Here is a 13492-nt window from a genome sequence, read left to right on the forward strand (position 1 = left end):
ACCCCTGTATTTGCAATAAATGTAGTTAAAAATAGATTATCAGCCATCAATATACTGTACATCTCTTGATTTATTAATTTGTGAATCGTCTCACTGACTCTTGATTAGAACCTTTTGGAATAAAAAGATGAAAAAGTTATAAGTATATTCATAAAGCTTATTTCCATCTTTAGCTTGATGGCGTATGGTATTTTCATCTGACCTTATAAAAATCATGTACCGAGGATAAAAATGAGCAAGATTTTCGAAGACAACTCGCAAACTATTGGACACACTCCCTTAATTCGCTTAAAGCATTTCGGAAATGGTAACATTCTGGCTAAAGTGGAATCTCGTAACCCAAGCTTCAGTGTAAAATGCCGTATCGGTGCCAACATGATTTGGGATGCAGAAAAGAAAGGTATTCTTAAAGAAGGCGTTGAACTTGTAGAACCTACCAGTGGTAATACAGGGATTGCTCTTGCTTATGTTGCAGCGGCTCGTGGCTACAAATTAACACTGACCATGCCAGATACCATGAGTGTAGAACGTCGTAAATTACTCAAAGCATTGGGCGCTAATTTAGTGCTGACTGAAGGCGCTAAAGGCATGAAAGGTGCCATTGATAAAGCCAATGAAATTCGCGATAGCGATCCTAAGCGTTTTCTTTTACTACAACAATTTAGCAACCCAGCTAACCCTGAAATCCATGAAAAAACCACAGGCCCAGAGATCTGGAATGATACAGATGGTGAAGTGGCTGCGGTTATTGCTGGCGTTGGTACTGGTGGTACAATTACGGGTATTGGTCGCTATTTGAAAAAGACTCAAGGTAAAGCGGTAACAATGGTTGCGGTTGAACCTACAGGCTCCCCTGTTATTACACAAGCCTTAGCTGGTGAAGAAATTAAACCAGGTCCACATAAAATCCAAGGTATTGGTGCTGGTTTTATTCCTGAAAACCTAGATTTATCGTTACTGGATCGTGTTATTCAAATCACTAACGAAGAAGCCTTTGATACAGCTCGTGAACTAATGACTAAAGAAGGTATTCTCGCAGGCATTTCTTCTGGTGCAGCGATTGCAGCAGCAGTAAAACTCGCAAAAGAGCCAGAATTTGCAAACAAAGAAATCGTGGTTATTTTGCCTTCATCAGGTGAGCGTTATTTAAGCACCCCACTTTTTGCTGATATTTCTGACAGCTAAATCCCGTCATCTCAATTGTAAAATATTTATTAAAAAAGCACCTAAATGGTGCTTTTTTTGTGGTAGAGATCAAAGTTTGTCATCCAGACAGGTGATTTATTTCTTCGAGTTTAGTATTTAATCAATTAATTATTTCGAAGGTCGAAATTAATCAGAAAATAACCGAGATGACAAAAACAAACTCTTTTATCTTTCTGAACACTATTTTTATCAGATGACGCTTTACGACTTAATATTATCTGATATTGCTACGCAAAGCAGGACAAATTCATCTACACTTACTAAGTCCTGACTTAATGTGAACAATTGAGTTATAAAAGGAAAAAATCCTATGTACCAGCAAGAAGTTACTATTACAGCACCAAACGGCTTACATACTCGTCCTGCGGCACAATTTGTAAAAGAAGCCAAAACATTCTCTTCTGATATCACACTTATCTCTAGCGGTAAATCTGCCAGCGCTAAGAGCCTTTTCAAATTACAAACTTTAGGCTTAACCCAAGGTACTGTAGTGACTATCTCTGCTGAAGGCGAAGATGAAAAACAAGCTGTTGAAGCGTTAGTAAAATTAATGGCGGAATTAGAGTAATTCGCGATTAAGCTTTAACACAGTACTTATTCCCCTGAAACTATTCAGGGGAGATTAATAATCTCAATGATGATTTTAAAACAACAGTATTTTGCAATCCTATTCTTTTAAGATTATCACCAGCAAGTCGTAGGATAAATTATGATTTCAGGAATTTTAGCATCACCCGGTATCGCATTTGGTCAAACCCTTCTCCTCAAAGAAGAACCTATCATCATTAGCCAACGTAAGATCCAAAGTGATGAGATTGAGAATCAAATCGAACGCTTTAAAGACGGTCGTAACAAATCTGCACAACAACTAGAAATCATTAAAGAGCGTGCAGAAAAGAACCTTGGTGCGGATAAAGCCGAAATTTTTGAAGGCCATATCATGTTGCTAGAAGATGAAGAGTTAGAACAAGAAATTGTTACTCTCATCAAAAGCGACAAAAAAACCGCTGAAGCTGCAGTTCAATCTGTTATTGAAGATCAAGCAACTGCATTAGAAGCATTAGACGATGAATACCTAAAAGAACGTGCTGCTGATGTTCGCGATATTGGTAAACGCTTAATGCGCAATATCTTAGAGATGCCAATTATCGATTTAAGCGCTATCTCAGAAAAAGTGATTTTAGTTGCAACTGACCTTACCCCTTCTGAAACTGCACAATTAAGCTTAGACAACGTATTAGGTTTTATCACTGACTTAGGTGGTAGAACATCTCACACTTCTATCATGGCTCGTTCATTAGAAATTCCAGCGATTGTGGGAACATCTAATGCGACACAAACCATTAAAAAAGACGATTATCTCGTTCTTGATGCGATTAATAACAAAATCATTATTAATCCATCAGATGAGGAACTAGAAACATTAAAAGCTATCAAAGAAGAGTACCTGCACGAAAAAGAAGAATTAGCAAAACTCAAAGATTTACCTGCTATTACACTTGATGGGCATCAAGTCGAAGTTTGCGCTAATATTGGTACAGTTCGAGATGTTGCTGGTGCTGAACGTAACGGTGCTGAAGGTGTTGGTCTGTATCGTACCGAATTCTTATTTATGGATAGAGACTCTTTACCAACAGAAGATGAGCAATTCCAAGCCTATAAAGCGGTAGCAGAAGCTGTTGGAAGTCCTGCGGTCATTATTCGTACTATGGATATTGGCGGTGATAAAGACTTACCTTACATGAACCTACCAAAAGAAGAGAACCCATTCTTAGGTTGGCGTGCAATTCGTATTTGTCTTGACCGTAAAGAGATCCTTCATTCGCAATTACGTGCTATCTTAAGAGCATCTGCTTTTGGTAAACTACGCATTATGTTTCCAATGATTATCTCTGTTGAAGAGATCCGTGCATTGAAAGCAGAACTTGAGATACTGAAAAGCCAGCTTCGTGAAGAAAAGAAAGCTTTTGATGAATCTATTGAAGTCGGTGTGATGGTAGAAACCCCAGCCGCAGCAGTAATGGCTCGTCATATGGCAAAAGAAGTTGACTTTTTTAGTATTGGGACTAACGATCTAACACAATATACTCTGGCTGTAGACCGTGGAAATGAGCTGATATCTCATCTATATAATCCAATGTCACCTGCAGTACTCAACCTGATTAAACAGGTGATTGATGCATCACATGCAGAAGGTAAATGGACTGGAATGTGTGGTGAACTTGCTGGAGATGAACGAGCAACATTGCTCCTTCTCGGCATGGGATTAGATGAGTTTAGTATGAGTGCTATTTCAATTCCTCGCATCAAAAAAGTGATCCGTAATGCGAATTACGATGATGCTAAAGCACTGGCAGAACAAGCACTTGCTCAGCCAACTGCAAAAGAATTGATGGACTTAGTAGAAACTTTTACTAAAGAAAAGACACTGTGCTAATCGCATTAGCCAGAGCCCGGTCCCAACTACAATAATTAGGAGAAGATTCATGGGTCTGTTTGATAAATTAAAATCACTGGTTTCAGAGGAAAAGAAAGGCAGTGGCACGATTGATATTGTTGCACCACTTTCTGGTGAAATCGTCAATATCGAAGATGTTCCTGATGTTGTTTTCGCTGAAAAAATCGTAGGTGACGGTATTGCTATCAAACCTGCTGGTAATAAAATTGTTGCGCCAGTCGATGGTACTATCGGTAAAATTTTCGAGACTAACCATGCTTTCTCTATTGAGTCTGACAACGGTATCGAGTTATTTGTCCACTTCGGTATCGACACTGTTGAACTGAAAGGTGAAGGGTTTAAACGTATCGCTGAAGAAGGTCAGCAAGTAAAAGTCGGTGATACTATTTTAGAATTTGACTTGGCTGTCTTAGAAGAAAAAGCAAAATCAGTTCTAACGCCAGTTGTTATCTCTAATATGGATGAAATCCAAGGTTTAACCAAAATGACAGGCCCAGTTACTGTTGGTGAAACCGTTATAATTCAGATTAAAAAATAATTTTCTGTAAAGTTCTCTATTTAAACCGCCACCCATATGTGGCGGTTTTTTTATACTCAAAACCCCAAGACCAAAGACCAAAGACCAAAGACTCTAAATAATTCAAGATGTAGCTAGGCGACAAGGGAACAAGTCGCTAGTCACATACTCAAGTATGTGACTAGTGCGAATGAGCGCAGTCAACAACGCTACAACTTAAATTATGACGAGTAAACGCCTGTCGACAAATAACGATCCCCCCTATCACAAACAATCGCAACAATCACCGCACCAGGATTCTCTCTTGCAACGCGCAGAGCGCCAGCAACAGCTCCTCCAGAGCTTACTCCACAGAAGATACCCTCTTGTCTGGCTAAAAGGCGCATTGTTGATTCTGCTTCGGTTTGTGACATATCTATCACACTATCCACCAGCTCTTTTTTAAAGATTCCCGGCAAATAAGCCGGTGACCAACGACGAATACCTGGGATCTGACTTTTTTCCTCAGGCTGAAGACCAATAATTTGCACGCTATCAGATTGTGTTTTTAAATAACTACCCACACCAGTGATCGTCCCTGTTGTTCCCATACTCGAAACAAAATGCGTAATACGACCTTGTGTTTGTTGCCAAATTTCAGGGCCAGTGGAAATAAAATGAGCCCTTGGATTATCTGGGTTATTAAATTGGTCTAATACCTTACCTTCGCCCCGTTGTTCCATCTGTTGTGCGAGATCTCGCGCACCTTCCATACCGACTTCACGACTCACTAAAATCAACTCTGCGCCATAAGCTTGCATTGATGCTTGACGCTCTTTACTCATATTTTCAGGCATTAACAGCTTTAAACGGTAACCTTTTACCGCTGCAATCATCGCCAAGGCAATACCTGTATTACCACTGGTTGCTTCTATCAGCGTATCACCCGGTTTTATCTCACCGCGTAATTCCGCTTGTTCTATCATCGATAATGCAGCTCTGTCTTTTACTGAACCTGCGGGATTATTGCCTTCAAGCTTAACCCAGATTTCAGCATCTACCTCTTGTGTAAGTCGTTGTAGTTTTACTAATGGTGTATTACCAATAAATTGTTCTAACCCTGCCACAATAAGTTCCTGCTCATTTGTTTGTCTGTATTAATGAAGAAATCACATTTAACTTATTAACGCAATAATATTAACGTAATTCGACAAGTCTCTTTGTTTTCATAGAAACTAAAATACCCATGCCAAAATAAGCATGGGTGAAAAATCGCGAAATGAAATGATAGATTAATAATAAAATTAGGCGGTATAGGCTAACGACACCGTATTTAAGGTAGTATCCCCCGTATATAAACGGGCTTGAGCACCTCCCATATAATAGGTATTTCCTTTTGTTGGAGCCGAAGAAATATCATTCCAGACTGCAGTAATCGGTGCTTCACTCCATCCTAATGGCTGTAAAATCAACTGCCAATAATGCCCTTTTGGTGAGACCTCAATAACCTTAACAGGCAATCGGCAAACACTATTGGCATGTACACTTAATGCTATTTCCCAAGGACGTAAAAACACATCTACTGAACCTTGATAAAGCGGTGTCACCGATAATGGCAAGTGATATCCGCCAATCTGTAATTGAGCGCCATTAATTTCGCCTTGTAGATGATTCACATCACCTAAAAACTCTAAAACAAAGCGACTTTTTGGTGATTGCCATACTTCTTGTGGTGTACCTACTTGCTCTATTTTACCATTTCCCATAATCACAATGCGATCAGCCACTTCCATTGCTTCTTGTTGATCATGAGTAACAAAGACACTGGTAAATTTAAGCTCTTCATGCAATTCACGTAACCAACGGCGTAATTCCGTTCTTACCTTGGCATCTAAAGCGCCAAAAGGCTCATCGAGTAATAAGATTTGAGGTTCGACAGCCAAAGCTCTTGCTAAAGCGACACGCTGTTTTTGTCCACCAGATAATTGTGCTGGATAACGTTGCGCTAAATGAGGTAATTGGATCATCTCTAACAACTGCTGCACTTTTTTATAAATAGCTTCTTTGTTAGGACGCTCTCGTCGAGGCAATACCGTTAGACCAAAAGCGATATTCTCAAATACAGTCATATGGCGAAACAGCGCATAGTGCTGAAAAACAAAACCAACTTTGCGATCCCGAGCATGTAATCGACTAACATCTTGCCCCTCAAAACAAATACTTCCTTGGGTTTGATGTTCAAGGCCTGCAATAATACGCAAAAGCGTTGTTTTACCTGATCCTGAAGGCCCTAACAGCGCCACCATTTCACCTGAGGCTACATCAAGGTTGACATCATGCAACACTTCAGTGCGATCAAAATATTTTGTGACACTATTAATTTCAATACTCATATTTTGCCTCTACTTTGTGAAAATATGATGTCATTGCTGACGAGCTAAATGCCATTGCAATGCACTTTTAAACATTAAGGTGAATATCGCCATCATGGCGAGTAATGCAGCCGCAGTAAATGCCCCAACGGTATTGTAATCTTGATGCAGTAATTCAACTTGTAACGGTAGTGAATAGGTTTCGCCACGAATAGCACCAGAGACCACAGAAACTGCACCAAATTCACCGATGGCCCTAGCGTTGGTTAATACCACGCCATATAACAATGCCCAGCGAATATTTGGTAACGTCACTCGCCAAAACATTTTCCAACCGCTCGCTCCCAATAACACGGCGGCTTCATCTTCTTGACTGCCTTGGCTCATCATCACGGGCACCAGTTCTCTCACCACAAAAGGACAAGTGACAAATACCGTAACTAATACCATTCCTGGCCATGAGAACATAAGTTGGATATCAAACTGAGATAACCATTGCCCTGCCCATCCATTGCTACCGTAAAAAAGCAGATAAAGTAATCCAGCAACCACTGGAGACACTGCAAATGGAATATCAATCAATGTCATTAATAGCTGGCGCCCCGGGAAACGAAAACGTGTGACGAGCCATGCCATGCTGACACCAAACAACATATTGACAGGTACGGTGATTAACGCGATGAGTACGGTTAACCAGACAGCATGTAACATATCGCTGTCCAATAAGTTCTCAGTAAATATTTCAATACCTTTTGAAAACGCGGTCATAAAGATCCACGCAATAGGCACAACTAAAAATAAAATGGATAACACAACACCGGTAAGGATTAATCCCCACTTCACCCAATCAATTTTACGACAATCAACAGAGCGTTGTTGCATAATATCTGACATCAATGCCCCCTCAACCGTTGGCCAAATCGGCTTTGCAATCCATTAATTGAAAACAGTAAGACTAATGAAACAAGTAAAATCACAGAAGCAACAGCACTTGCCGCAGGATAATCAAATTCTTGTAATCGAATAAAAATCATCAAGGAAACAACTTCTGTTTGCCATGCAATATTGCCAGCAATAAAAATAACAGCACCAAACTCACCTAAACTGCGTGTAAAAGAGAGTGCGGTTCCCGCTATTAGTGCTGGTGATAACTCAGGTAATACAACCTTACGAAATGTTTGCCAACGACTTGCTCCTAGCGTTTCAGCAGCTTCTTCATACTCAGGGCCTAATTCTTCAAGCACTGGCTGAACGGTTCTTACAACAAAAGGTAAACTGGTAAAAGCCATCGCAACAGCTATCCCAATCCATGTATTAATAACTTTGATATCAAATTTATCCAATACAAAACCGTACCAGCCTTGTGTTGAAAAAAGCGTCGCAAGCGTGAGGCCAGCAACAGCCGTAGGCAAAGCAAAAGGTAAATCCATTAAACCATCAAGCAGTTGTCTACCTGGAAAACGGTAACGAGTAATGATCCACGCAAGCAACATACCGAAAACTGCATTAAAAATACTGGCAACGCCTGCTGCGAGTAATGTGACTTTATAAGCAGCCACAATTTGGGGATGCGTTATCACCGCCCAATACTGAGGCCAACTCATATCAGAAAGTTGTACAACCAGCGCACTCATTGGTAACAGTAAGATCAAGCAGGTGTAAAACAGTGTTCCACCTAAACTTAATCCAAATCCTGGTAATACCCGTTTGCTGGCTGTAGTAAACATTATTGACGTCCTTGCGCTAACAACTTATCAAGTATGCCATCTGTCGTGAAATGTGTTTTCATCACGTTATTCCAGTCACCAAATACCTCTTCAATCGTAAATAATGATGTTGCTGGGAACTGTGCGGATTTTTGCGCCATGACCGCTTTATCATTTACGCGATAATTAAATTGCGTGATGATCTCTTGTGCTTTAGGACTGTATAAATAATTGAGGTAAGCTTTTGCCAATGTTTCTGTATCATTACGTTGCACATTTTTATCAATCCAAGCGACTGGAAACTCAGCTAGAATATCTACAGGTGGCACAATAACTTGATATTCATCTTCACCATATTGCTGGCGAATATTATTAACTTCGGATTCAAAACTGATTAGCACATCCCCAAGCCCACGCTCAATAAAAGAGGTTGTGGCGCCACGTCCTCCTGTATCAAATACCTCAACATTCTTGAGGAATTTCTTCATCGCTTCCTGTGTCTTCTCATCATTACCATAAGCTTTTTCGAAAGCACCCCACGCCGCTAAATAAGTGTAGCGACCATTGCCAGAGGTTTTAGGATTAGGGAAAACCACTTTGATATCTTCACGTGTTAAATCTTCCCATGAAGTAATGTTCTTTGGATTTCCTTTGCGTACTAAATACGCCATAGTGGAATAATAAGGTGAGCTATTATTAGGAAGGCGTTGTTGCCAATCAGCAGGAATTAATTTGCCTTTATCATGCAGAATTTGCACATCTGTAACTTGGTTATAGGTCACTACATCTGCGGGTAAACCTTGTAATATTGCAAGTGCCTGCTTAGATGAGCCTGCATGTGATTGTTTGATGGTGACTTTATCATCAGGATGTTGAGCATCCCATTGCGTTTTAAAATCGCTATTTAGCTGTGTAAATAACTCTCTTGCGATATCGTAAGAGCTATTAAGTAATTGAGCAGCTCCAGCATAACTACTAACAACCAAAGACAATGCTGCGGTTGCTTGTAATGCAAAGGTTCTAATTGTGTTTTTCTTCATCAAAAGTACCCATCATTGTAAGTTTTGTTCTAATGGTTACTCTATCGACTTTATTTATAACAGTGTAGTTAGCTTTTGTTATTTGATATAACTATAAGTTATCAAAACTGAATAAAACTCAGGCTAATTAATTAAATTTACATCGATTGTTATTAACGTGAAAAAAATTCAGACAAAAATGCCCGCATTTAAAGCAGGCATTTCATTAATAAAAACGTATTTAGCACGAGATAATGATTACAGCGCTTTTAATACTTCATAAGAAGGTGCGAAGTAATAACTTCCTGTTACAGGTTTACTCATACGTAAGAGATCATCATGTTTGCCATCTAATTCACCAAACATACTCAATAGTTGTTGTTCGATATTATATAAACGACCACAGTAAGCTAAAAAATATAAACCATGTTTACCGCTTGCTGTACCGTAAGGTAGGCTGTGACGTAGAATGGCTAATTCTTCACCATCTTCTTCAATCACAACACGAGAAACGTGAGATGTGACATTTCGTTCAGATTCATCAAGTTCAACACTGTCTTTTTTAGTACGACCGATCATTTTTTCTTGATCTGATTCACTAAAACGAGCCCATTTCTTCAGATTGTGCTCATAACGTTGAACTAAAACATAACTACCACCAGCATCAATACCATCATTAATCAGTGCAACACCATAACGCTCATCATCTTGTGGATTTTCTGTACCATCAATAAAACCACTTAAATCACGTTCTTCTATCCAACGGAAACCATGGATTTCTTCTTCAACTTTGATTGCATCACCAAAGGCTGCAATTGCCGCTTGTGCTAATGAGAAATTGACATCATGACGCATAGATTGAATATGAATCAGAAGATCACGCTGTGTTGCAGGCGCTAAACCTTTGCCTAAAGGGCGAAAAGGTTTCAGTTCTGGTGCGCTATTTTCATCGGAAAGTTTTTTCCAAAGATCAGAGCCAAATGCAACAACTGCGCCTAGCGATGCATCAGGAAATTGCTTTTGTAAATCAGATAATGATTGCATGAATTTCTGGCATCCTTCACGCAAAGCTTCTAATTCACCTATGACCATTGCTTCGATAAAAAGACCAAATTTACTATGTGCGACTAAAATGCCACTTTGTGCATGAGACATATTGCTTTCCTAATCAATAATCAAAACACCTAGAATGATGCAGATTATATCGAATATTTTTTCCTGAAGATTTGCCTTTTAACAAAAATCGGGCAGTCTAATTATAAAATCTTCCTTATTTTATAAGGAATAGCGTGAAGGTGATTTGTTCTGCCAAATAATTTGCGTTAATGTCCAGTTAGCTAAAACTTCATCAGGTGGCATTAATCCATCAGGGCCATCCCATTGACCACTAAAGACATAACTCACTGATTTCGCTTCTGCGGATTGGCATAAAATAGTTCTCTGTTTTTCATCTTTAGGGCCTTTGCTACATGCACCAAATGCTTTTTTATAGATATCTTTAAATGGTGTACCCATCGTTGTGCCCCAATCCGTCGTTGCTTTGGCATCAAAGACTTCTATTTTTTCAACAGTACCTTTCTCTTTGCCATAGAAAGCCACTTGAACGTTCTTATCTTCGAGAGCTTGGATGACAACAATAATATCACTACCTTGCATCTCCATACCTTCACGATAATTGAAGCTACCGCCTAGCTCATTTTTTATTTCACTTTCTGTTATTTTTGTCGAATTGGTGATATTACCTAATCCATTGGCAGAAACAGTTAGCGTATTATTTGAAAACCAATTCATCGGATTTAATGCAGAAAAAGACATTCCTCCCATGGATGAACAGCCACTTAATAGCAAAACACTTGCGCTTAAACACAAGGGTAACCAAAACTTAGGCATCATTTGTTTCTCCGTTAAACTTCTTCGTCACACATTAAAATAGATACTGAGGTATTAAACACACCTTATCTTACTCTTTGTATCACCTCAATCATCAGGCTAAAACAGTCGCACTAAGTCAGCATAACAAAATATCTACTGATTTGATCTTAGATAACCACATGAAAAGAAAGCCTAGTTACGACCATTAACAGAACATTTTGTTCCACAGAAAAGGTAATATCAGATTTTACGCATAAAATGAGGGGTACAAAGGTAAGAATAGAAACAAAGAAAAAAGAGATAAATAGAAAAAAAGAGAAATAACCCCTAAAGATATCAGGGGCTTTAAATACAATTAAAGATCAAAATCCTGATCAACAATTAATCGCTTAGTATAAGTTGTGCTTTCTTGGTTTTGATCTTCATACAACAACTTCTCAAACATACAAATTGTTGCATCATTTTCTTCTGGTACAACTAATGTAATTTGAGGACACCCTTTCGCTATTAGCTTTTTCTCTAATCGAGAAATCAATGCATTCGCAATGCCTCTTCCTCGAAAGTCTGGGTGAACGCCTAAATAGTATAAAGAGCCACGATGACCATCGTAGCCTCCCATCACAGTACCCACAATCTCACCAGCCACTTCTGCTATCAGAAATAAATCGGGTGAGTGGTTTAATTTTCTTTCAATATCAATTTCAGGATCGTTATCAGGCGATATCAAATCGCAACGCTCCCAAAGTGTAATAATTGCCTCAAAATCATCTTGGCGAAATACACGTATTTCCATGGTTTTGCCCATTATCGGTCATATAAATCTGAATTTATTATCGCTTGTTTGGTTTATGAATCAACTTGAAAATGAGAACATAGACAATATGGAGTTCTATTTTTAATAAATATGATAAAAATTGTAGGTTATTATGAATTTACCTGATATTCATCGCGTTAAAGAGTTTTTCTTATCACTACAAGATACGATTTGTCACTCTCTTGAAAACATAGACCAAAAAGCCACTTTTCAGCAAGATAACTGGGAAAGAAAAGAAGGAGGTGGCGGTCGTACTCGCGTTTTAACCAATGGTGCTCTTTTTGAACAAGCTGGTGTTAATTTTTCGCATGTTTATGGCGACACATTACCAAAATCTGCCACGGCACATCGTCCTGAATTGGCGGGACGCCGTTTTCAAGCAATGGGTGTTTCCTTAGTTATTCACCCTCTTAATCCTTATATTCCGACTTCTCATGCCAATGTCCGTTTTTTTATTGCTGAAAAAGACGGTGAGGAGCCTGTATGGTGGTTTGGTGGTGGTTTTGACTTAACCCCTTATTATGGATTTGAAGAGGACGTCATTCATTGGCATAAGGTTGCTAAATCAGTTTGTACACCTTTCAGTGAGGATTATTACCCTCGTTATAAAAAATGGTGTGATGATTACTTTTATATTAAACACCGCAATGAACCTCGTGGTGTAGGTGGTCTTTTCTTTGATGATTTAAATACCCCTGATTTTGACCACTGTTTCGAGTTTGTCCAACATGTAGGACTTGGTTATCTTGATGCCTATTTACCTATTGTTGAAAAGCGGAAATCAATGCCTTGGAGTGAGCGTGAACGCCAATTCCAACTCTACCGCCGTGGTCGTTATGTTGAATTCAATTTAGTCTGGGATAGAGGTACATTATTTGGTTTGCAAAGTGGCGGTAGAACAGAGTCAATCTTAATGTCTATGCCACCTTTAGTCCGTTTTGAATATGATTACTCCCCTGAACCAAATACCCCAGAAGCAAAGTTATACAGTGACTTTTTGATCCAAAAAGAGTGGGTGTAGAGAAAATAAATCATTAACGATAAAGCCACATTATAAGTGTGGTTTTATTGAAGTAAAACTACAGGTTTAATGACAAAAATTTTCTAAAATTAATTAAACAAAAACGCCAATACCCCTGTAACTTTATTTTTATTTTCCCAGCCTTCTCCTCTCATACAGGTATTAAAATAATCCCTACGCTGCCATTCATTCGCATCTGAAGAAAAAGATGTCCCAGCCCCTGAATTTGGAATATCTTTACCATTTATTTTCATTGGAGCAAAAGAAGGCTGACTTGAAGCCACATATCTCGCAGGATATCGCGTATTGGCTTCTTGCATACACATATTTTTAGCGATATCTAAAGGAGATGGTGTGCTGGTGTTTGCTTCCCATTTTTCGGATGTTGCACAAGCAGAAAGCATTAAAATTGATATAATGATAATTGTTTTTTTCAAAGTAATAGCTCATTAATACGAATAGGGATTAATTACATTTTAAATTATTATTTAAAAAATTAAATTAAGCTTTTATGAAATATAAAAAAGC

The 13492-nt window shown here is 38.8% G+C and carries 14 protein-coding genes; 5 read left to right on the forward strand and 9 right to left on the reverse strand.

Features of this window, described 5'->3' with window-relative positions; genetic code table 11:
* Positions 1–231 precede the first annotated feature (231 nt).
* The 4 genes from cysK (at position 232) to crr (ending at position 4202) form a co-directional block, all read left to right on the forward strand.
* Positions 232–1185 carry a cysteine synthase A gene (cysK, locus tag DK857_RS07290; protein ID WP_109393010.1) on the forward strand — a complete coding sequence of 318 codons (954 nt, stop codon included), beginning with the start codon at positions 232–234 and terminating at the stop codon, positions 1183–1185.
* Between the two features lie 331 nt (positions 1186–1516).
* Positions 1517–1774, forward strand: a complete 258-nt coding sequence (gene ptsH, locus DK857_RS07295; RefSeq protein ID WP_006533407.1) for a phosphocarrier protein Hpr — start codon at positions 1517–1519, stop codon at positions 1772–1774.
* A 141-nt stretch (positions 1775–1915) separates the two neighbouring features.
* A complete protein-coding gene (ptsI, locus tag DK857_RS07300; protein ID WP_109393009.1) occupies positions 1916–3643 on the forward strand; it encodes a phosphoenolpyruvate-protein phosphotransferase PtsI in 1728 nt (575 codons plus the stop codon).
* A gap of 49 nt (positions 3644–3692) precedes the next feature.
* Entirely contained in the window at positions 3693–4202 is a 510-nt protein-coding gene (gene crr / locus DK857_RS07305) for a PTS glucose transporter subunit IIA (RefSeq protein WP_036935451.1), read from the forward strand.
* A 200-nt stretch (positions 4203–4402) separates the two neighbouring features.
* Here the strand turns inward: crr and cysM are convergent, their stop codons facing one another.
* The 8 genes from cysM to DK857_RS07345 all read right to left on the reverse strand — a co-directional run bounded on the left by cysM (position 4403) and on the right by DK857_RS07345 (position 11922).
* Positions 4403–5287 carry a cysteine synthase CysM gene (gene cysM, locus DK857_RS07310; protein WP_109393008.1) on the reverse strand — a complete coding sequence of 295 codons (885 nt, stop codon included), beginning with the start codon at positions 5285–5287 and terminating at the stop codon, positions 4403–4405.
* Positions 5288–5464: 177 nt separating this feature from the next.
* Complete coding sequence (cysA, locus tag DK857_RS07315; protein WP_109401875.1) at positions 5465–6553, reverse strand: sulfate/thiosulfate ABC transporter ATP-binding protein CysA; 1089 nt, start codon at positions 6551–6553, stop codon at positions 5465–5467.
* Positions 6554–6583: 30 nt separating this feature from the next.
* Positions 6584–7426: a sulfate/thiosulfate ABC transporter permease CysW gene (gene cysW, locus DK857_RS07320; protein WP_109393006.1), complete on the reverse strand. Its 843-nt coding sequence runs from the start codon at positions 7424–7426 to the stop codon at positions 6584–6586.
* Complete coding sequence (gene cysT, locus DK857_RS07325; protein WP_109393005.1) at positions 7426–8259, reverse strand: sulfate/thiosulfate ABC transporter permease CysT; 834 nt, start codon at positions 8257–8259, stop codon at positions 7426–7428. Before cysT ends, cysW begins: the two co-directional genes overlap by 1 nt.
* Positions 8259–9278, reverse strand: a complete 1020-nt coding sequence (gene cysP, locus DK857_RS07330) for a thiosulfate ABC transporter substrate-binding protein CysP (RefSeq protein ID WP_109401876.1) — start codon at positions 9276–9278, stop codon at positions 8259–8261. Before cysP ends, cysT begins: the two co-directional genes overlap by 1 nt.
* Before the next feature lie 237 nt (positions 9279–9515).
* Positions 9516–10412 carry a Dyp-type peroxidase gene (locus DK857_RS07335; RefSeq protein ID WP_109401877.1) on the reverse strand — a complete coding sequence of 299 codons (897 nt, stop codon included), beginning with the start codon at positions 10410–10412 and terminating at the stop codon, positions 9516–9518.
* Positions 10413–10532: 120 nt separating this feature from the next.
* Positions 10533–11150 (reverse strand): RpoE-regulated lipoprotein, encoded by a 618-nt coding sequence (locus DK857_RS07340; protein ID WP_227003132.1) that lies wholly within the window; start codon positions 11148–11150, stop codon positions 10533–10535.
* Between the two features lie 334 nt (positions 11151–11484).
* Positions 11485–11922 (reverse strand): GNAT family acetyltransferase, encoded by a 438-nt coding sequence (locus DK857_RS07345; RefSeq protein ID WP_109401878.1) that lies wholly within the window; start codon positions 11920–11922, stop codon positions 11485–11487.
* Positions 11923–12055: 133 nt separating this feature from the next.
* On the opposite strand from DK857_RS07345, the gene hemF reads away from it, so the two are divergent.
* Complete coding sequence (gene hemF / locus DK857_RS07350; RefSeq protein ID WP_109393002.1) at positions 12056–12964, forward strand: oxygen-dependent coproporphyrinogen oxidase; 909 nt, start codon at positions 12056–12058, stop codon at positions 12962–12964.
* Positions 12965–13053: 89 nt separating this feature from the next.
* Here hemF and DK857_RS07355 read toward each other — a convergent pair whose 3' ends face one another.
* Positions 13054–13401 carry a hypothetical protein gene (locus DK857_RS07355; protein WP_227003133.1) on the reverse strand — a complete coding sequence of 116 codons (348 nt, stop codon included), beginning with the start codon at positions 13399–13401 and terminating at the stop codon, positions 13054–13056.
* Positions 13402–13492 lie beyond the last annotated feature (91 nt).

It is taken from the genome of Proteus terrae (assembly GCF_003144325.1).
Classification (GTDB): Bacteria; Pseudomonadota; Gammaproteobacteria; order Enterobacterales; family Enterobacteriaceae; genus Proteus; species Proteus terrae.

What these genes read in the sequence shown, in the direction of transcription:
- cysK (WP_109393010.1), top strand. Translation starts at nt 232, where the DNA reads ATGAGCAAGATTTTCGAAGACAACTCGCAAACTATTGGACACACTCCC.
- ptsH (WP_006533407.1), top strand. Translation starts at nt 1,517, where the DNA reads ATGTACCAGCAAGAAGTTACTATTACAGCACCAAACGGCTTACATACT.
- ptsI (WP_109393009.1), top strand. Translation starts at nt 1,916, where the DNA reads ATGATTTCAGGAATTTTAGCATCACCCGGTATCGCATTTGGTCAAACC.
- crr (WP_036935451.1), top strand. Translation starts at nt 3,693, where the DNA reads ATGGGTCTGTTTGATAAATTAAAATCACTGGTTTCAGAGGAAAAGAAA.
- cysA (WP_109401875.1), bottom strand. Translation starts at nt 6,553, where the DNA reads ATGAGTATTGAAATTAATAGTGTCACAAAATATTTTGATCGCACTGAA.
- cysW (WP_109393006.1), bottom strand. Translation starts at nt 7,426, where the DNA reads ATGTCAGATATTATGCAACAACGCTCTGTTGATTGTCGTAAAATTGAT.
- cysT (WP_109393005.1), bottom strand. Translation starts at nt 8,259, where the DNA reads ATGTTTACTACAGCCAGCAAACGGGTATTACCAGGATTTGGATTAAGT.
- cysP (WP_109401876.1), bottom strand. Translation starts at nt 9,278, where the DNA reads ATGAAGAAAAACACAATTAGAACCTTTGCATTACAAGCAACCGCAGCA.
- DK857_RS07335 (WP_109401877.1), bottom strand. Translation starts at nt 10,412, where the DNA reads ATGTCTCATGCACAAAGTGGCATTTTAGTCGCACATAGTAAATTTGGT.
- DK857_RS07340 (WP_227003132.1), bottom strand. Translation starts at nt 11,150, where the DNA reads ATGATGCCTAAGTTTTGGTTACCCTTGTGTTTAAGCGCAAGTGTTTTG.
- DK857_RS07345 (WP_109401878.1), bottom strand. Translation starts at nt 11,922, where the DNA reads ATGGAAATACGTGTATTTCGCCAAGATGATTTTGAGGCAATTATTACA.
- hemF (WP_109393002.1), top strand. Translation starts at nt 12,056, where the DNA reads ATGAATTTACCTGATATTCATCGCGTTAAAGAGTTTTTCTTATCACTA.